The organism is Bradyrhizobium sp. BTAi1 (assembly GCF_000015165.1).
Lineage (GTDB): Bacteria > Pseudomonadota > Alphaproteobacteria > Rhizobiales > Xanthobacteraceae > Bradyrhizobium > Bradyrhizobium denitrificans.
The window spans coordinates 635,608-654,067 of record NC_009485.1 but is presented as its reverse complement, the minus strand read 5'-3'; the positions used below and the strand labels follow the sequence as shown (position 1 = coordinate 654,067).

Here is an 18,460-nt window from a genome sequence, read left to right as displayed (position 1 = left end):
GCCCTCAGCTCAGTTGCGCAGAACGCGGCCGGCGACCGCATCGAGTTTTTTCAGCAGTTCGGGATCGCGCGCTTCGGGCGCGGTGATCAGGGCGGTGTCGAGGGCTCGATCGGAGCCGATCGGGCACGGCTCGTGCTCGCGCGGAAATTCGCGGGCGAGCCGGGCCACCAGTCCCTTGGCCTTGTCGGCATTGGTGGTGAGCACGCGGATGATGTCCTGCACCGTCACCGCATCATGGTCCGGATGCCAGCAATCGAAATCCGTCACCATCGCCACAGTCGCGTAGCAGATCTCAGCCTCCCGTGCGAGCTTGGCTTCCGGCATGTTGGTCATGCCGATGACGGAATAGCCTGCGGATTTGTAGGTCATGCTTTCGGCATAGGTCGAGAATTGCGGCCCCTCCATGCAGACATAGGTGCCACCGCGCGCGATCGCGATGCCCTCGGCCTCGGCCGCAGCCGCCAGATGAATGCGCAGCCGCGGCGAGACCGGATGCGCCATCGAGACATGCGCCACGCATCCTTTGCCGAAGAACGAGCTCTCACGCTTGTAGGTGCGATCGACGAACTGGTCGACCAGCACGAAGGTGCCGGGCGGCAGCTCCTCCTTGAAGGAACCGCAGGCCGACAGCGACACCAAGTCGGTGACCCCGGCACGCTTCAGCACATCGATATTGGCGCGATAGTTGATGTCGGACGGTGACAGCCGGTGCCCTTTGTCGTGCCGCGGAAGGAAGACGATCGGCAGTCCCGCGATGGTCCCGCGGCGCAACGGCGCCGACGGCTCGCCCCACGGGCTTGCGATCACCTCCTCGCGGGCCGCTTCCAATCCGGGCAGATCATAGATGCCCGAGCCGCCGATAATCCCAAGCACAGCCTTTGTCATATGACCCTCATCGCCAAGCAGAGCAAGAATGCCAGCTCCGGGAGGAATTGGGAACAGCACCCATCCGAAGCCATGATGACCGGTCGGTCCCCATGCTGTCGGCCGCCGCTGCCGGATGGATCGCGCTCGGGCCCGCCGTCTGCTACATTGACGGGACAGTCCCGCTTTGCAAGGTCCCGATGGCCCGACGCACCGGCAGCGCCGATCTTCCACTCCATTCCGGGCGCGTCCCGGCCTGGCTCGGCACGCGCATGGCCACGCTCGGCGCCATCATCACCCAGGCGATCGTGCATCATTATGGCCGCGACGAATTCCTCAGCCGGCTGTCGCATCCGTTCTGGTTCCAGTCGTTCGGCGCCGTGATGGGCATGGACTGGCATTCCTCTGGCATCACCACGAGCGTGATCGGTGCGCTGAAGCGTGGGCTGAAGCCGCTGTCCGGAGAGCTCGGCATCTATGTCTGCGGCGGCCGCGGCGAGCATTCGCGCAAGACGCCGGACGAGCTTCGCCTGCTCAGCGACCGGCTCGGCCTCGATGGCGAGGATCTGGTGCGCACCAGCAAGCTCGTCGCCAAGGTCGACAGCGCCGCGGTGCAGGACGGCTTCGATCTCTATCTGCACGGCTTCTTCGTCACCGCCGACGGCAGATGGACCGTCGTGCAGCAGGGCATGAATGGCGACGCCCGCCAGGCCCGCCGCTACCACTGGCATTCGCAACAGCTGGCGGATTTCGTCGACGCCCCGCACAGCGCGATCGACGGCCCCGCCCAGGGCGAGATCGTCAATCTCACCGACCGACGCGCCGCGGTTTCGCGCAAGGCCCAGCTCGAGCTGCTGACCGAGTTCGGACCGGACCGCCTCGTCACCGAGTTCGCGCGGCTCAGCACGCCGGAGCCGGCGCAGGGCCTGCTGCCGCACCTCATCATGCCCGCCCATCACGATGTCAGGCCGAAGGACGTGTTTGCGCGCCGGCTGCACGGCACGCTGGCGGCGGCGGCCGAGCGCGGGCCGGTGGACTTCCCCGAGCTGCTGCTGACGCCCGGCGTCGGTGCGCGCACCGTGCGTTCGCTCGCCATGGTCGCCGAGGTCGTGCATGGCGCGCCGTATCGGTTCACGGATCCGGCGCGGTTCTCGCTGGCGCATGGCGGCAAGGATCGGCATCCTTATCCCGTTCCCATCAAGGTCTATGACGAGACCATCCGCGTGCTCAAATCGGCGGTGGGCCAGGCCAAGCTCGGCCGCGACGAGGCGATGTCGGCGCTGAAGCGGCTCGACGACCAGGCCCGACGGCTCGAGCGCACGGCGTCCGGCCCATCGCTCGACGCCTTCATCGCCACCGAGCGGGCTGCGTCGCCTGATCTCGACGGACGCTCGGTGTTCGGCTGGGAGCGCGATCTCATTCAGCGCACCGGCGAGGCTTGACGGCATGTCGGCGCGCAGCGCGGGCGTGCTCGCCTTTCGCCGAACCGGCGGCCAGCTCGAGGTGCTGCTGGTGCATCCAGGCGGGCCGTTCTGGCGCAACAAGGATCGCGGCGCCTGGTCGATTCCGAAGGGCGAGTTCGGCGCCGGAGAAGACGCCGAGGTGGCGGCGCGGCGCGAATTTGCCGAGGAGCTCGGCACCGCGGTGACCACGCCACTGATCGGGCTCGGCGAGATCAAGCAGCGCGGCCGCAAGGTGGTCGAGGCGTTCGCTGCCGAGGCCGATCTCGATGCCGATGCCATCGTCAGCAACGAATTCGAGCTGGAATGGCCACCACGCAGCGGCCGCATCGGACGCTTTCCCGAGGTGGACCGCGCCGCCTGGTTCGGCCTCGCCGAGGCGAGAGAACGCATCAATTCGGCGCAGGCCGTGCTGCTCGATCGTCTCGCGGAGATCGTCGGCGACGGGTGAGGTGTCTCCCTTCGCCGCCGGGCTCACGCCGCGCGAACGTTGCCGAGGAATCGGCCGGTCTCGGTCTTGAGCTGATCCGATTGGCTGCCGAGCTGGGCCGCCGCGCTCAGCACCTGCGCCGCCGCCGCGCCGACCTGACCAGAGGCCTCGCGGACGCCGACGATGTGCTGCATGACGCCCTGGGTGCCCTGGGCTGCCTGCTGGACGCTACGCGCGATCTCCTTGGTCGCGACGCCCTGCTCCTCGACCGCAGCCGCGATAGTCTCGGTGATCTCGTTCATCTGACCGATCGTGCTGCCGATGTCGCGGATCGCGGTGACGGTAGAGGTCGTCGCATCGCGGATCGCCTCGATCTGGCTGGTGATCTCCTCGGTCGCCTTGGCGGTCTGCGCCGACAGCGCCTTGACCTCGTTGGCGACCACGGCGAAGCCCTTGCCGGCTTCGCCGGCGCGTGCCGATTCGATGGTGGCATTCAACGCCAGCAGGTTGGTCTGGCCGGCGATGGTCTGGATCAGCGCCATCACCTCGCCGATCTTCTGCGAGGCATGAACCAGTCTGTTGACCATCGCTTCGGTCTTGGCTGCCTGCTCCACCGCGTTCTGTGCGATCGACGATGATTGCGTGACCTGCTTGGCAATCTCCTGGATCGATGACGACAGCTGCTCGGCGGAGGCCGACACCGTCTGCACATTATTGGCCGTCTGCTCGGCGGCCGCAGCCACCTTCGCGCTCTGGTCGGTCGTGCCGGAGACGATGCCCGACATCGATTTCGCCGACGTCTGCAACTCGTCGGCCGCGCTCGCGGTGGTTTGGATCACGCCGCCGATCGAGCGTTCGAACTCGTCGGCGATGCGCGCCAGCACCGTGCGGCGCTCCTCGGCCGTTCGCTGCTTGGACTGCTCCTGCTCGGCACGGATCCGCTCGCTGTCGGCAAGATGATCCTTGAAGATCTGCAGGCTGCGCGCCATGCGCCCGATCTCGTTTCTGCGGTCGGTGAACGGCACTTCGACAGCCAGATTGCCCTTGCTCAGTTCGTCCATCACGGCACAGGTCTGGTCGAGCGGAGCGACGACGCTGCGTCCGAGCCCGAAGGCGACGATCGCGGCCACCAGCAACCCCGCCAGAGCGCCTCCACCGGCCCAGAGCGCGCGCTCGAGCACGGCGGCATCGACATCATCGACATAGACACCGGCCTGCAACGCCAGCATCTTGTCGCCGCTGCCATAGGCCCCGACATACGACATCTTCGGCAGCTCGGTATTTCCCCCGGCTCGCGGCACCTTGTATTCGACGAAGCCGCCGCCGGCGCGCGCCGCGCTCACGATGTCCTGGATCAGGAGCTTGCCGGTGGAATCCTTGTAGCCCCAGCGGTTGACGTTGATGTATTCCGGTTTGGCGTGGACATAGGTGACGCCGGCATCGGCGGGTCCGGTGCCATACACACCGAGATAATCCGAATACGGCCCCCAGCGCATGGCACCGATCGCCGCGAAGGCCTGTTGACGCGCCTGATCCGCCGGGATCTTTCCAGCGGTCGCCGCAGCATCATAATAGCTCAGCACCTTGACGGCGGATTCCACGAGGCTGCGGACCATGGTCTGCCGTTCCTCGATCACGGTTCGACGCAGCATCAGGATTTGCATGGCCGAGACGGCAAACAGTGCGATCGACATCACGGCGATGATCGCCGCCAGACGCTGATAGACAGTCAGGTGTCGCATTTTCTGGTTCTCGTTGGATATGCTGTATGCACGATACCAAGCGCACATTAATTGTTTGCTATGCGCGGAAGCGCGCCGGACCAAACTAATTAGTCTTTGGGATGACGATCCTCCGCATGGGCACTCTCGCTTTGGCGAGCAAACAAAAAGTTCCATTGATGGTAGCAGAAACCAACCTAGGTTAATTCGCCGGCGTCGCGCCCGTTGGTTCTCTTACCGAACGCCGAAAGAGTTCCATTCGCCAGTCCGCGCCATCGCGTCCTCGCGGCGCGCCAAGCGGCCGAGTTTATGCAGCGAAGCCCTCGAACCGTGAGGGTGCAGGGAAGACCAGGTCTCGGCTGGTTCCTGCGCCCCCCGTGCGAAAGGAAGGGCACGGGGCTGGAACCACAGGTTCAGCCGGATCATGATTTCCGATAAAACGAAATAAGAAATCTGGGCGCGCACCCATGGCCGAGCCGAGGTGCTTGCAGCTCCGAATGAACTTCGTGCCTGGGCGCACAACGAACACGGCGCTGTCACGTCGTGTGAGGCGCCGCCGGCAGCGCCCCCCCCCGGCCGGACGGGCGAATCAGCCAAGCGCCTCGTCCGAAGCATGATCCGGACGGGAACCGGCTGCCGATGAGATCGCGAAGCGCATCATGATTCAAGATGCGGTCGCGCGGGACGGCCGACGCTGCCGCAGGAGCAGCAGCATCGCGACGGCCGCGCAGGAGCACACCAGGCTCAACGCCAGCGGCGCGTTGCTGCCGTAGCGGGTCAGGAGCTCGACCAGAATCGGGGCGGCGACCGCTGACAGCAGGTTCATCGGCAGACCGATCTGGGCGGAGGCTTTGGCGAACGCCGCCTTGTCGTAGAACACCAGCGGCATGGTGGCGCGCGCAACCGCAAGCGCGCCACTGCCGAGACCGTAGATCAGCATGAACATGGCAATCGCGGCATGTGAGCCATGGCTCAGCATCAACAGCAGCATCGCGGCCGGCAACGCCAGGCCGGCAACGATCGCGGTGGTGATGCCGTCCCAGCGGCCGCCGCCGAGAAAATCGATCACGCGGGCGCTGATCTGGATCACGCCGAGCAGCGAGCCGAAGCCGATCGCTTCCGCCGCCGACAAGCCCTCCGCCTTCAGCAGCTCGATCAGGACGGCGCCCATGCCGAAGGCGACGAAGGCGTTGAGACCGGAGGCGCCGACCAGCAGATAGAAGGTGCTTCGCGCCGGGACGGCCACGGGTCCGGACTCCGTGGCACCGGTCGCCGGCGACAGATGGTCGTGGACCCGTCGCGGCAGCAGGAACACGAACAGCGGCAGCGATACCGCGAGCAGCAGACCGCTATAGAGCAGGCAGGTGGTGCGCCAGCCGACATGGGCTGACAGCGCCGAGGTAATCGGCCAGAAAATGCTGCTCGACAGCCCCGTGACCAGCATCAGGGCGCCGATCGCGCTGCGCGCCCGCAGGCCCGCGACCTCGTTGAGCACGATATAGGAGGCGGTCGAGAGCGTCGCGCTGCCGGCAATGCCGAGCAGCAGCCAAGCCGCATAATAGGACAAGGGACCCTGTGCAGCGGCCAGCAGCGCATAGCCGGGGGCCGCGAGCAGCGTGCCCGCAATCATCACCCGGCGGCCGCCATGCTTGATGAACGGCCGCGCCAAGAGCGGCGAGCACAGCCCCATGGACATGTACAGCACCGTCGTGCTGGCGAAAATCGCGGTCAGGTCCATGCCGAGATCCGCCGCCATCGCCCGGCCGATGACCGCCGGCAGGCTCAGCGTGCCCCAGGCGATCAGCTGCGTAATGGCCAGAACGATCAGAACGCGCAGCAGAGCGGGGTCGGCGATGACGGGCGGCATGGGGGATGTTGGCAGAGCGGGGAGCGCGCCGGCACCCGGCGCGACCATGCTTTTAGAGCATTCGGACCGAGGCCAGACCCGCTGTTTCGGAATTGCCACCCAACGCGGATGGGGGTGCTCGCCTCATGCCGACGCCGCAACGGCCGGGCGCAGCAGCCGGAGCAGCAGCAGCATGAGCAGGGCCGCCGACGAGCAGATCAGGGTCAGGCTTAACAAAGTGTTGCTGCCGAAGCTGGTCAGCAGGGCGGCCATGACCGGCGCTGCCGTGGCGGAGAGCAGGTTGAGCGGGAGCGCAATCTGCGCCGACGCTTTGGCAAACGCCGCTCCATCGTAGAATACAAGCGGCATGGTCGCACGTGCCACCGCCAGCGCACCGCTGCCGAGCCCATACACGACAATGAACACCGCCACAGCGCCGGCAGAGCCGCCCCACACCATCAGCAGCAGCATCGCCAGCGGCAGAGCAAGGCCTGCGGCAAGCGCGGTTGTAATCGCGTCCCAGCGCCCTCCTCCCAGCAGATCGAGGGCACGGGCGCTGATCTGGATCACCCCCAGCATCGAACCGAAGCCGATCGCCTCCAGCGCCGTCAGTCCCTCCACCTTCAACAGCTCGATCAAGACCGCGCTCAGTCCCATCGTGACGAACGCATTGAGGGCGATGGCAGCGGTCAAAAGATAGAATGTGCCTTGGCTGGGCTCCGGCCGGGCCATCGCAGAACCGGCATCCGATGCAAGCGTCGGTTGCTCGTTGCGACGCTTTGGCAGCAGCGCCGCAAGAAGCGGCAGCGAAACCAGCAGCAGCAGGGCGGCATAGACAAGACACGTGCCGCGCCAGCCAAGCTGGGCGGCGATCACCGCGCTGACCGGCCAGAAGATGCTGCTCGACAAGCCGGTCACGAGCATCAGGGCTCCGATGGCGCGCCGCGCACCAGGGCCGGCGACCTCGTTGAGGACGACATAGGCAGCGGTCGACAGCGTCGCGCTGCCGGCCACGCCGAGCCCAAGCCAGGCGATGTAATACGAGATCGGCCCTCGCGCAGCGGACAGCATCGTGAACCCCGCCGCGGCGACGAGCGTACCGACCATCATGACCCGTCGGCCGCCGTGACGCGCGAACGACCGGGCCAGCAAGGGCGAGCACAGGCCGATCGCCACGTACAGCACCGAATTGCCCGCAAACACCGCGCTCAGGCTCAGCCCGAGATCCACGGCCATGTCGCGACCGAGCACGGCCGGCAAACTGAGGGTGCCCCAGCCGATCACTTGCGTGATGGCCAGAACCGCGAGCGCGGTCAGGATGTTTCGGTCTGAGATCAACGGTCGGCCTCTTCAGCTCACGCCTTCGGGCCAGCAACCTAGATCTCGACGATGACATCCCGGACGGCCTGAGGGCCGCCGCTGATTAGAACCTCTCGATTTTGAGCGCTGCGCGCGAGCCAGTCATGCGCGCGACAGGCGGGTTTGACCGCCCCGTCGCTCTGGGCCGGCGCGTCGATCAGAACAGCGCATTCTCGGTCATGAACCTTGCATGCGCATTGATCGTCAACTGAGAGCGCGGCATGGAGGTCTGGCGCCGCGGATGATCGAGCAGGTGACACGCGTACATGTGCCCATACCAGGATCGTGGCCCTCCAGGACGCCTGTCGCTGGGCAGGCTGCGATCTCGATCGATCTTCCGCAGCGCGTGAGCCTCGTTGAATTCGTTGATGGCGGCGAGCTCGCCCGCCCAATGATTGGCGAAGAAGAATCCGACATCGTCGAAATACATGCTCACGGCCGGGAGATAATTCAACACGTCGCCGTCGAACAGCTTCAGCGCAGACATCGTGGCGGAATAGATGTCGACGTCGACCGAAACGAAGCCGACCGGCACCTGCGGATTCAGCTCACGGACAAAGGGCCCGATGGTCTGCTCGATGTCGCCCCAGATGATCGTCGCGCGCCCGGCAAGGCGCCGTTCAAGCGTCGCACGGTCCTCCATGGTGAAATCGCCGGCATTCCAAATTTCCGGATGGTCCTTGGGACCGCGGAGCTCGGGCAACCCCGCTCCGGTGTCGAAGCCGTAGATCTTGAAGCTGACGCCAGTCTCCTGGGATATGAGGCCCGCGAGGTCGGACATGTTGATGAGACCCGCGCCGCTCGCCACGCCGAATTCGACGATCGTGACCTGGTCATGGCCGAAATAACGCGCGGTGTCCGCCGCTCTCAGCATGCCATAGGCATAATTGGGCCGACCAACGAGGCCGTACCGCTCCCGGGTTCTGAAGTCTCCTGTACGCGACACCCAGGATCTCTCGCCGAGCGCCATCGTCCACAGCCGGCGCAGGACGCGCGTTCCGATACTCTTGTCTGTCATCAGTCAGATCTGCCGCGCAAAGATACGCCGGAGTCCGCGCTTGGCGATCCTCACCTGCTCCAACACGGTTTGCTTGGCGCGATCGGCCGGCATCAAGATCATTCCCTTCATTCGCTCTTCGGGGCGGGCTTTGAATATGGTGCTGTGGGCGACGCCGGACCAATGAGCCGGCGCCTCGCGCGTGTAGTAGTAAGTCGCGAACGACCGCCGCGGATTGGGAGCGGCCGGCGAGACCGGAATCACGCCGTGGAAGCTGACCTCGTTGGTTTCGAAAATGACGCAGCGATTGAAGATCGGCGCGAATGTGGCCTCGCAGCTTCGAACCTCGGCATCGTAGAGCTGAAACTGGCCGCCCCACTCCTCGCGCCATGGATCATTCAAGTAGATCAGGAGATTCAGGCGTCGATGGAGCTTACGATCTTCGAGGTAGTTGAAGTCGACATGGACGTCGAGGCGCCCGCCGGGGCCGGTGATGTGAATGCCGCCACCGACCAGTTGATCATCGGCGAGCAGATCTGGCATGTCCGTGATGTAAGCCAGATCGGACAGAAACTGGGGAGACGCCAGCACCTGATGAAGCTCGGCGACAGCAGGCGCAAATTTTGAACTGTCGGTGATCTGGATCTTCTTGCGCTCATTGACCGACCGGAACGCCCGGCCGATCTGTAACGCAGCATCGAATTCGGGGTAGCCCTCGGCCACGGCCCTGGCGTCTGCTTCTGGCAGGAAGCCGTCAATCTTGATCCAATGAACGGGCTTCGCAGCGAGAAAACGATGCCTGAGCTCCTCCTTGTCGAGACGCTCAAAAGGATTCTTCACGGAAACTCTCCTAAGTCAGGCCTTGAGGAGACGAAACAGAAGGACCGGTCACTTCAGATGGATCGGCAGGATGAGCGCTGGAAACGCGACTGGCTCGACACGCCCACCGGACTGCAATTTCAGCAAGAGATTCGACAGAAGATCAGGCACGGTTCGATCGTGTTGATCGATGATCCCCATGCAAGACGTATCAGCGCACAGAATCACGAAGAGAGAACGATGCAGAGAAGATCTACGCGAGCCGCGACTAACAAGCGGCGGGTCGAACGGCGGCTGCCCCCCCAGAAAAGACGAACGACAATCGGCAAGAAATCAGCAAAACAAACACGATCAGAGTAGCTCAACTGTCCTGGAGCGACAAGCTGTTGACCGGCTGAGCGAGCGACTCCCCTGTGAATCGGCTCGACGACAAGCCTGCGGCGCACCGAGGACTCCTAATGCATGTGGCGCAACTGCGAACGACGCGGATCTGGCGGCGAGCCGTCGGCAGGGTGGATGGATACCTCTTGCGCCGCGGCAAGACGCACCAAGGCGCCATGACTGAGCGCATCGGATCGGACGCGCTACGATGTCCGGCTGAGCGAGGCCATTCGCGAGACCGGCCGCGAGGCGCCGGCGCATCCGACACCGCAACAGGTCTGGGACGCGCGCGGCCCCGCCGTCGCGCTCAAGGTCGGCTGGCTGCAGCCCGACGATATCTCACCGTCCGCGGTGTTCCGACGCGGCGGCGATGGTGACCGGGGGCGAATATGAAGTGAACGGCGGCGGCAGCGCCAGGGATGTGTGAGGCTCCGCGCGTCAGCCTAGCGCCACGTCACGCGCAGGCTCGGCGAGCCACGCCACCTCGGGCAGCGCCATCAGCGCTGGCCTGGCAAAGTAATAGCCCTGGAACAGGTTGATGCCCGCCGAGCGCAGCACCGTGAACTCCGCTTCGTTCTCCACGCCCTCGGCGAGCACCTCGATGTCGAGCTGGCGGGCCATCGCCGCCACGCCCGATACGATCACCTGCTTGGCCGAGGATCGGTGAATGTCGCGCAACAGCTCCATGTCGATCTTGATCAGATTGGGCTGCAATCGCGCCAGCAGATTGAGGCCGGCATAGCCGGCGCCGAAATCGTCGAGCGCTGTCCAGAAGCCGAGCTCCTTGTAGCTCTTGACGATACGCTCGACATGATCAGGGCTCGCCATGCGCTCGTTCTCGGTGAACTCGAACATCAGGTTCTCAGCCGGGAAGTTGGCGCGCCGGGCCGCCGCCAGCGACTTCTGAATGCAGGCCCGGGGCTCGTAGACCGCGTTGGGCATGAAGTTGATCGACAACCGCGCCGCGGGGTCCGTGAACAGCCGTCCCGCCGTCTCGATCGCCAGCACCCGCGCCGACTGGTCGAACCGATAGAGCTGGGCGTCCGTCAATTGGGAGATCACGCTGTGAGCGCCCTCGCCCGCCGGTCCGCGGACCAGAGCCTCGTAGCCCCAGACCCTGTGCGCGCCGACATCGACGATCGGCTGGAACGCCATCTTGAAATCGAACGGCAACTCGGTTCCGTCAGCGCAACCCGTGCATGCTCCCGCCATGCGATCCTCTCCAGTTCGATCCGCAAAGGTACGGAGGGGACGTTAACAAACAAACAAGGATGAGCCTCGCGACGCGCCGGCAAACGGATCTCGCGCGCCCGTTGGCTGGAACGCCCGGTGACAGCTCACCGCGCCGCGAGCCAGATGCCGAGCGCCACCAGGAACGACACCGCATAGAGCGCGGCGACCAGCGGGAACGCCGCCTCGATGCCGTAGAGCTGCGTCGCCACGACTCCGGCGATGATTCCGCTTGCGGACGCGCCCTGCTGCAGCGCCTGGGCAAGACCCAAAGCGGAGCCCTGTCGATCATGGGCCGCTGCGGCCGACACGAGGGCGAGAAGCAGAGGCGTGGTTCCGCCGAGCAACATGCCCCAGATGAAATAAAGCAGCGCGAACAGGGCGACGGAATCCGTGCCGCCCGCCAGATATGTCACCAGCGCACAAGCCGCAGCAATCAGCCCATTTGCGCCGAGCACGTCGCGTGGCCTTCGATGCTCGACCAGCCGGGCCCAGAATGGCGCAGCGACGACGAAGCCGCAGGCCAGCAGCCCATAGATCACGCCCATCATCCAATGCCGGGCGCCGAAGATCTGGCTCATATACAGCGAGAACGGAACCTGCAGCACCATGCGGCTGGCCAGCAGCATCGCCATCAGGATCAGGACCGCGGGGATCGAAACCGCGCCCGCCGCGCCGGGCGCCGCAACAGGCTCGCGATGGAGAGGAGCGACAGGCGCCGCGCGCGTCGGCATGGGCAGGCTCAACCAGGCGAGCGCGGCACAGAGCGCACAAATCGCGGCGGCGGTCAGGTTGACCGCCGCGAAAGGCATGCGATCGAGAATGAGGCCGCCGAGGAATGCGCCGCCCATCGAACCGACATTGGTGGCGATCTGCAGCCAGGCGAACAGGCGCGCGCGATCCTTTCCGCCGGTGATCTGCACGCCATAGGCCTGAGCCGGCGCGATATAGCCGGCGCAGCCGCCCTGCAGCGTGCGCAGCGCCACGATCGTCCACACATCCGCGGCCGCCGCGACGAGCAACTGCGTGACCGCGAGGCCAATCAGCGCCCGGACCATCATCAGCCGGTTGCCGTAGCGATCACCCATCCGCCCCCAGAAGGCGCTGGTCACCGACATTCCGATCATCGGGCCGAGATAGACGCCGATCCCAGCCAGACCAAAAGCTCCCTCCGACGGACTGAGCAGCTTGATCTGGATCGGCCAGAACGGGCCGCTCATTTCCATGGCGCCCATCGACACGAATTGCAGCCCGAACAGCAGACCGACGACGGGACCGAAGCCGCGCAGCGCGGCGGACGCGGACGTCATGCCAGATCCGCCACCGGATTCGGCAATTCGTGCTCGACGCGATAGTCGCGGTAGCGCTCCAAATGCATCCGCAGCACCGAACGCGTGGGCCATGGCTGCTCGAGAAACGCCTTGCGTTCGTCCAGCCAGAACGCGTCCGACAACATGCGCGGCCTGAGCGCGTCGAAGGCGCTCTCGATCTCCTCGCGCAGGATATGCCATGGCGTGGTGTGCGCGAACAAATAATGCTCATCCAGGCAGAGCGCCACCTCATGCAGGTGGCAGACGAAGCAGGCATCGATGACGAACGAGCGCACCAGGCTGATATCGTCATCAAAGGTCGTCGGCAGAATGCCCTCGCGCGTAAACGGCTCGATCCGATGGCCGCGTTGCTGGAACAGCGGCGCAAAGCTGCGGCCATCGCCGAAGTCGCGGATCAGAAGTTTGCGCGGGCGGCCGGTGGCGTCGAACAGGACCGAGCTGTTCTGCTGATGCGCCTCGAAAGCCACGCCATAGAGCAGATACATCGCAAGTACCGGCCGCACGACGATCGCGGCATAGGCGCGGAAGAATGCCACCGGCGCCGCTTCACTCTGGTCGCCAGAGCGCGCAATCAGTTCGCAGAGCAGCGGCAGGCCATCGATCGGGCTTGCCGTCAGAAGCGCGGCCACGGTGACCGGCAGCAGACCATCATGGCGCGCCAGCGCGTCGGAGTTGCGGTAGACGACGGAGAGGAAGCGACCCGGATGCTCATCGCCAGTCGTGGGATGATGCAGGATGGCGCCGAGTTCCTCCGTGAAGATCTCCAGACTGTCCTGAAGCTCGGGCTCTTGCGACAGGATGTCGGCGATCAGACGGCTGAGCCGCGGTCCCATATGGATCGATTTGGCCTGCAGCGTCCGCTGCTCGCTCGTCATCCAGATCGCCACCGGCAATTTGATGAAGGGGCGCGGCTGCGTACTGAACGGCAGCATCGTGCGGAACGACATCGACGGCAGGGTCACGATGTCCGGACCATCCGGATCGAACACCCCGGCTGCGATCTCGGCGGCAAATTCGCGCCGCACGAAATGGTCGAGGTGCCAGATGTGGACCGGCAGCGGCAGCCAATCATCGGCCGATTGGCCGCGTTCGTGCAATCCTTTCACCCAGTCCTGCCAGAGATCGGGAAAGTTCTGCGCGAACCAGTCCGCATAGCTTTCGACATGAGGCATCTTTTCGACATAGGCCCATTGCTTGCGCAGCGCGCCCACGCGGACGCGAACGCGCGCCCCGAATTCCGGCGACAGGGCGGCGACGTCGTCCGGCGCCAGATTGGGCTTGGCCTTCCACGTCGGATAGAACGGATGGCCCTCCAGCGCCCCCCATTGATCGAGCGTCATCGCCGCCAGATGCGACGGCAGGCTGTCGGCGAGATAGGCCAGCAGGCCCGGTTCGCCCGCATCGGCCACCTGCGTCCGCAACTCCGCGCTCCAGCTGTCGCGGTGACGCCGCGCCATGGCGTCATTGCGCATGCTGTCCTCGACGTCGCGGATCAGCGTCGCGACGCCATCCGGCGCCGGCGAGATCGCCAGCGCTGGCGCCACAAGCGTGATGAGCTCGGCGGGACCATCGATCCGGCGCCGGCGGCCGGCCTCATCCACGACATCGATGGCGCCGCGATTGCGCAGGGTTCTGGCCGGCGCGCGCCTGAGGTCGCTGAAATGCAGCACGAGGCGTTGCTGCCACAGCGGGAGCCATGCCTGGTTGGCATCGTGCGCCCACAGCAACGCTTCAGCATCGAGCAGACGCTCGGCGAACAGACAGCGGACGAGCCGGTTGAGCGCATTGCGCGACGCGTTCGCGCGCAATCGCGCCCCGTCAACCTGGACCTCGGCATCGGCAGCGACACCGGGCAATGTCTCATCCATCAGACGTCCTCCGGCCAGTTGGCGGGCAAGCAGCTCGGCACACCGGCGGTGAACCCGCCGTGATAGTTGAGCGCCCAAGTGTAGGTTTTCGCGATCGACGGCGTGGCAACCGCGAGCCGTGCGGCCAAGGCCACGAGCAGTGCCTGGCCGCAGGCGATGTCCTCGTGAAAGGCGCGGCTGGCGCGATCGATGACGAACCCGGGCCCGTCCGGATTGGCGACGAGCGGCGCACGAATGCCCGCATAGGCCCGGTTGGTCCGCAACAGCGAATACATCGTCCGATCGTCCGCGATCTGGGCGCCATAGGCCTCGATCAATTCCTGGCGGAGCGGTTTCACCGAGCTGAGGTCGATGCCAAGACGCGCTTCGGCCGCCTTGCAGATGGCCTGGTTCTCGGCGTCACAGGCCTCGAGCAGTTCGGCTCCGGCGCGCGGGCAATCGCTCCACCAACGAAGCGGACCGTCGAACGGCTTGTTTTCCCAAGGTGCACCGGGACCGATCAGGGCATAGAGCACAGCGGGATGCATGAGCGCGTTGCCCGGCGTCAGCGTGATCTCCAGGTAGTTCTGGAGGAGCAGCACCGGAGCGTCGTAGAGACGTGCCAGCATCGCCTGCAGCTCGGCCCCGTTCGTCGCGCTGTCGCGGCCATGAAGCGCTGCGAACAGCTGCGACTTCGCGCCTCCGATGCGCACCTGCTCGCCCGCGACCAGATCGAACGCCGTATGCGGCACGTCCTTCATGCCCCAGATCACCACATTGTCCATCCCGGCCAGCGCCTGCGCCGCAAGCCAGTTGAAGCCGCAGAAACCGGGGATCGCACCGACATGGACCCGCTTGTCGCGGGGCAGGTGGGGAGCGATCTGCTGCAGCAGCGCCGGGCGTGCATGGGCCGGCTGCGTCACGATGACGATGTCCGCATCCCTGAGCGCCTCGCGCGGATCGGTGCCGACGTGATCGGGGCGCCCGCTCAGGACATCGCCATCGCGGGTATGGGCGCGCCAGATCTGGTCGCCGCTCGCCCACCGCTCGGCGACATCGGCTGCCCCTGTCAGGACCGACACGCTGACGCCGGGCCGCTGCTTGAACAGCACGGCGTTCGCATGCCCGGTGCGGCCCGCACCGCAGATGGCCACCCTCATGCTGCACGCGCCCGGCCCGGGAGCCAGGCCTCGAGCTGCATGGCGACGGCCGGATCCAGCAGATTGCGCTTGGCCATCCAATCATCGTCGAAGATCGAGCCGAGATATTTCTCGCCGCCATCAGCGACCGGCGTCAGCACCGTTCCGGACAATTTGCCGGCCGCGATGAATTCGAGCGCCTTGTAGATCGCCCCTCCGGTCGATCCTCCGACCAGGAGCCCGTAGCGGCGCGCGATGAATCGTGCCGTTTCGAACGCCTGCGTGTCGGTGACCTGCACGCCTTCATCGATGCACGAATAATCGAGCACCTTGCCGATGTCGTCTCCTGCCGGTGTTCCCGTGCCGGACTGATAATAGGGATGGCCGGGCTTGCCGAACACGATCGAGCCCGCAGGTTCGACGGCGACGGTGCGGACCGCGGGATTGAGCTTCTTCAATCGCTGCGCGATTCCCGTCATCGAACCGCCGGTGCCGACGCAACCGACATAGGCGTCGACGCCGTCCGGAAGCTGCGTCAGAAGCTCCTCGACAAAGCCGGCATAGCCGGCCGGATTCGCCGGATTGTCCGACTGATTCATAAACAAGGCGCCGGGAAGCTGGGCACCGAGTTGCGCCGCCAGCCGCTGCCGCGCCACCACCGCCACCTCGTCCTCCCGGTAGTCGCCTTCGACATAGCGAATCTCGGCGCCCAGCGCCCGCATCATGCGGATCTTGTCTGGGGCGGCGTGGTGATCGACGACGGCGATGAAGCGGAGACCCAATTCCAAGGCAATGATCGCCAATCCGATTCCGGTGTTTCCGGATGAGGATTCGACGATCGTGCCGCCCGGCGGCAGCCGGCCGTCCTCGAGCGCGGCAAGCACCATGCTGCGCGCCATCCGGTCCTTCATCGAGCCGCCCGGATTGTTCTTCTCGAGCTTGAGCACCAGGCTGGCATTCCTGTTCGGAACGGCAATCGGCATCACCGGCGTCTGGCCGATCAGCTGGCTTACGGTCGTGCAGAGCATTGTGCCTCTCCTATGTATCGGGAATCAGCGTGAGTTGCCCTTTGCCGTCCTGGGCGACGCAGAGGCGGTTCGGCATCGGGTGGCGGTGGAACTGATTTTCGAGCAGATCCATCTGGTAGCCGGCAGTATTGGCGTAGACGAGAAGATCTCCCGCTTGCGGAGCGACCGGAAAGGTCAGCCAGCGGTTGGAGAGCACGTCGTCATCCAGGCAGCTATGTCCCGCGAGATAGGCTCTGATCGGCGGAGCGCCGGCCGGGCGCGCGTCGCGCGGAATCAGGATCGGGTCGACCAGGAATTCGGATCGGAACCAGGTTTCGCATGCGCTGAAGCTGCTGCCCTCCACGAAGAGGACATGCGCATCGCAGGCCAGTGCCTTCACGCGCGTCACCCGGAAGACCGACAGCGCCGCGTGATCGGCCAGCGCCCGCCCCGGCTCCATCGCCAGCACCAGCCCTTCATCGGTCAGATAGTCCGCGATGCTGCGACCGTCGGCCAGCGGCGCGCGCAGCAGACAGCGCAGCCAAGTGGCCGCAGAGAGCCTGCCGCCATAGGGATAGAACGAAGCCGGCACCTCGCGCGTGCGATAATCCTCGGGCGCCTGTGCCGCGAGATGCGCCTGATAGACGTCATGATCGACATACTGGGCCGGAAGCCCGCCGCCGATGTCGATCATCCGCGGCGAGAAACCGCGTGCGCGGCATTCGCCGATCAGGCCGGCAACCTCGTCGATCGCCTGCGCGCGCGACGGCCAATCATAACCGCCCAAGTGAAAGTGCAGCCCATCGAGGCGCAATCTGCGCTCGTCCGCGATCCGCGCCAGGCAACGCCGAATGGCGGCGGCCGGCATGCCGAAGCGGCTTTGCGCCTGGCTGTGAGGGCGCAACCGCAACAGCACCGGGCAGACCGGCTCGCGTTCGTCCGACGGCAAGCTGCCGATGAGATCGTCGAGCTCCTCGGGCGAATCGACCGAAATGAGCGCGTTCGCTGCAATGAGCTCGCGGTGGAACGCGGCCGTCTTCGCCGGCCCGGTCGCCACGATCTGCGCGCCGTCCGCACCGACGCGCCTTGCCTCGCGCAGCTCATAGAGGCTCGACACGTCGATGCCTGCGCCGGCGCCCAGCGCGGCGGCCAACAGCGCCGGCGACTTGTTGGCCTTCGCTCCATAATAGATCGCGTGCGCGACGCCGCTATCCTGCAGCACACACTTGAGCGACGCGATGTTGCTCTGCAGCTCTTCAGGCCAGATCAGATGGGTTGGGGAGCCATGATGCGCGATCCAGCCGTGCAGGATCGCGCCGTTTTCGGTGAGCAGCGCCAGGGCGCCGGACCTCAGAAGAGGCGGCAAACATGCGCCAAGCTTGTGGCCGTGCAACAACATCACCCGGCTCTCTCGAGGTCAGCTGGTGCAAGCCTGGCCGGCGCAGGATGGCGCAAGGCCTCCAGCGAGAGGCTGCAGCTCGGCAGGCCCTGGTCGACGATGTGTCGCGTCGTCTTGCATGGAAAGGTCCGGCCGCTGCGCGCCATCGCAAAGATGCATGCGGGTGTGATCGTCAGATCCGGCCGCCAGCTCTCCAACCGCACGACCGTGTAGTCCAGCGGCACCACCGGGATGAACGCCAGTCGCAGGCGACGTGCCACCGTGAGCCGATGGTGGCCGTCCATGACGAACAGCGCGTCCTTCTCAATGGTAATGGGAACAGTCCAGATATCCTGGCGGAGGATCTGCGCCTGCAGCGCGATGACCCTTTCGGGATCGACGTCCTCGGTTGGAATCAAGCTTTCGGGCGATACGAGGCGGACTTGCATCTCGATCAACTCGATCTCCATCTGACCCAGCGGCTGTTGTTCACCACGTCCTTGGAGCAGAGCCGCGACATTGCCCCGAGGCGCCAGCTGCGAGGGCAAGCCGTGGCGCCCCGCACAGCGATGGAGGAGGCGAGGCACGACCATGCGCCTCACCGAGCCGCAGACGGATCGTTGCGGTATCCATGATCGTGCTTCGCTTACG

The 18,460-nt window shown here is 65.5% G+C and carries 16 protein-coding genes; 2 read left to right on the top strand and 14 right to left on the bottom strand.

Annotated features, from left to right (window positions below):
* Window positions 1-9: 9 nt before the first annotated feature.
* The gene (locus tag BBTA_RS03010) at window positions 10-885 is read right to left on the bottom strand and encodes an S-methyl-5'-thioadenosine phosphorylase (protein WP_012040967.1); all 876 of its coding nucleotides are present in this window, start codon (window positions 883-885) and stop codon (window positions 10-12) included.
* 179 nt (window positions 886-1,064) lie between these two features.
* Here BBTA_RS03010 and BBTA_RS03005 point away from each other — a divergent pair, with 179 nt between their 5' ends.
* Both BBTA_RS03005 and BBTA_RS03000 read left to right on the top strand, forming a co-directional pair.
* Window positions 1,065-2,306: a DUF763 domain-containing protein gene (locus tag BBTA_RS03005; RefSeq protein WP_012040966.1), complete on the top strand. Its 1,242-nt coding sequence runs from the start codon at window positions 1,065-1,067 to the stop codon at window positions 2,304-2,306.
* Between the two features lie 4 nt (window positions 2,307-2,310).
* Entirely contained in the window at window positions 2,311-2,775 is a 465-nt protein-coding gene (locus BBTA_RS03000; protein WP_012040965.1) for an NUDIX domain-containing protein, read from the top strand.
* Between the two features lie 23 nt (window positions 2,776-2,798).
* Here BBTA_RS03000 and BBTA_RS02995 read toward each other — a convergent pair whose 3' ends face one another.
* The 13 genes from BBTA_RS02995 to BBTA_RS02940 form a co-directional block, all read right to left on the bottom strand.
* Window positions 2,799-4,496, bottom strand: coding sequence for a methyl-accepting chemotaxis protein (locus BBTA_RS02995; RefSeq protein ID WP_012040964.1), 1,698 nt, complete (start codon window positions 4,494-4,496; stop codon window positions 2,799-2,801).
* Between the two features lie 643 nt (window positions 4,497-5,139).
* Window positions 5,140-6,342, bottom strand: a complete 1,203-nt coding sequence (locus tag BBTA_RS02990) for an MFS transporter (protein WP_012040963.1) — start codon at window positions 6,340-6,342, stop codon at window positions 5,140-5,142.
* A gap of 123 nt (window positions 6,343-6,465) precedes the next feature.
* Window positions 6,466-7,659 carry an MFS transporter gene (locus tag BBTA_RS02985; RefSeq protein WP_012040962.1) on the bottom strand — a complete coding sequence of 398 codons (1,194 nt, stop codon included), beginning with the start codon at window positions 7,657-7,659 and terminating at the stop codon, window positions 6,466-6,468.
* 178 nt (window positions 7,660-7,837) lie between these two features.
* Window positions 7,838-8,698 (bottom strand): hypothetical protein, encoded by an 861-nt coding sequence (locus BBTA_RS02980; RefSeq protein WP_012040961.1) that lies wholly within the window; start codon window positions 8,696-8,698, stop codon window positions 7,838-7,840.
* Between the two features lie 3 nt (window positions 8,699-8,701).
* Window positions 8,702-9,517, bottom strand: a complete 816-nt coding sequence (locus tag BBTA_RS02975; RefSeq protein ID WP_012040960.1) for a 2OG-Fe(II) oxygenase — start codon at window positions 9,515-9,517, stop codon at window positions 8,702-8,704.
* Window positions 9,518-9,565: 48 nt separating this feature from the next.
* The gene (locus tag BBTA_RS41610) at window positions 9,566-9,697 is read right to left on the bottom strand and encodes a hypothetical protein (protein WP_256374691.1); all 132 of its coding nucleotides are present in this window, start codon (window positions 9,695-9,697) and stop codon (window positions 9,566-9,568) included.
* A gap of 618 nt (window positions 9,698-10,315) precedes the next feature.
* Window positions 10,316-11,089, bottom strand: coding sequence for an EAL domain-containing protein (locus BBTA_RS02970; RefSeq protein WP_012040958.1), 774 nt, complete (start codon window positions 11,087-11,089; stop codon window positions 10,316-10,318).
* A gap of 125 nt (window positions 11,090-11,214) precedes the next feature.
* Window positions 11,215-12,417: an MFS transporter gene (locus tag BBTA_RS02965; protein ID WP_012040957.1), complete on the bottom strand. Its 1,203-nt coding sequence runs from the start codon at window positions 12,415-12,417 to the stop codon at window positions 11,215-11,217.
* Window positions 12,414-14,306: an IucA/IucC family siderophore biosynthesis protein gene (locus BBTA_RS02960; protein ID WP_041750289.1), complete on the bottom strand. Its 1,893-nt coding sequence runs from the start codon at window positions 14,304-14,306 to the stop codon at window positions 12,414-12,416. The genes BBTA_RS02965 and BBTA_RS02960 overlap by 4 nt, the downstream gene beginning before the upstream one ends.
* Window positions 14,306-15,445 carry an NAD/NADP octopine/nopaline dehydrogenase family protein gene (locus tag BBTA_RS02955; RefSeq protein WP_041750288.1) on the bottom strand — a complete coding sequence of 380 codons (1,140 nt, stop codon included), beginning with the start codon at window positions 15,443-15,445 and terminating at the stop codon, window positions 14,306-14,308. Before BBTA_RS02955 ends, BBTA_RS02960 begins: the two co-directional genes overlap by 1 nt.
* Window positions 15,442-16,452, bottom strand: a complete 1,011-nt coding sequence (locus tag BBTA_RS02950; protein ID WP_012040954.1) for a PLP-dependent cysteine synthase family protein — start codon at window positions 16,450-16,452, stop codon at window positions 15,442-15,444. Before BBTA_RS02950 ends, BBTA_RS02955 begins: the two co-directional genes overlap by 4 nt.
* A gap of 10 nt (window positions 16,453-16,462) precedes the next feature.
* Window positions 16,463-17,830 (bottom strand): Y4yA family PLP-dependent enzyme, encoded by a 1,368-nt coding sequence (locus BBTA_RS02945; RefSeq protein WP_041750287.1) that lies wholly within the window; start codon window positions 17,828-17,830, stop codon window positions 16,463-16,465.
* Window positions 17,830-18,258 (bottom strand): ParB N-terminal domain-containing protein, encoded by a 429-nt coding sequence (locus BBTA_RS02940; protein ID WP_012040952.1) that lies wholly within the window; start codon window positions 18,256-18,258, stop codon window positions 17,830-17,832. Before BBTA_RS02940 ends, BBTA_RS02945 begins: the two co-directional genes overlap by 1 nt.
* Window positions 18,259-18,460 lie beyond the last annotated feature (202 nt).

Bases quoted from the DNA above. Each gene is read 5' to 3' on its own strand.
- BBTA_RS02950 (WP_012040954.1), bottom strand. From the start codon at position 16,452: ATGCTCTGCACGACCGTAAGCCAGCTGATCGGCCAGACGCCGGTGATG.
- BBTA_RS02965 (WP_012040957.1), bottom strand. From the start codon at position 12,417: ATGACGTCCGCGTCCGCCGCGCTGCGCGGCTTCGGTCCCGTCGTCGGT.
- BBTA_RS02995 (WP_012040964.1), bottom strand. From the start codon at position 4,496: ATGCGACACCTGACTGTCTATCAGCGTCTGGCGGCGATCATCGCCGTG.
- BBTA_RS02980 (WP_012040961.1), bottom strand. From the start codon at position 8,698: ATGACAGACAAGAGTATCGGAACGCGCGTCCTGCGCCGGCTGTGGACG.
- BBTA_RS02990 (WP_012040963.1), bottom strand. From the start codon at position 6,342: ATGCCGCCCGTCATCGCCGACCCCGCTCTGCTGCGCGTTCTGATCGTT.
- BBTA_RS41610 (WP_256374691.1), bottom strand. From the start codon at position 9,697: ATGGGGATCATCGATCAACACGATCGAACCGTGCCTGATCTTCTGTCG.
- BBTA_RS03010 (WP_012040967.1), bottom strand. From the start codon at position 885: ATGACAAAGGCTGTGCTTGGGATTATCGGCGGCTCGGGCATCTATGAT.
- BBTA_RS03000 (WP_012040965.1), top strand. From the start codon at position 2,311: ATGTCGGCGCGCAGCGCGGGCGTGCTCGCCTTTCGCCGAACCGGCGGC.
- BBTA_RS02940 (WP_012040952.1), bottom strand. From the start codon at position 18,258: ATGCAAGTCCGCCTCGTATCGCCCGAAAGCTTGATTCCAACCGAGGAC.
- BBTA_RS02970 (WP_012040958.1), bottom strand. From the start codon at position 11,089: ATGGCGGGAGCATGCACGGGTTGCGCTGACGGAACCGAGTTGCCGTTC.
- BBTA_RS02960 (WP_041750289.1), bottom strand. From the start codon at position 14,306: ATGGATGAGACATTGCCCGGTGTCGCTGCCGATGCCGAGGTCCAGGTT.
- BBTA_RS02955 (WP_041750288.1), bottom strand. From the start codon at position 15,445: ATGAGGGTGGCCATCTGCGGTGCGGGCCGCACCGGGCATGCGAACGCC.
- BBTA_RS03005 (WP_012040966.1), top strand. From the start codon at position 1,065: ATGGCCCGACGCACCGGCAGCGCCGATCTTCCACTCCATTCCGGGCGC.
- BBTA_RS02945 (WP_041750287.1), bottom strand. From the start codon at position 17,830: ATGTTGTTGCACGGCCACAAGCTTGGCGCATGTTTGCCGCCTCTTCTG.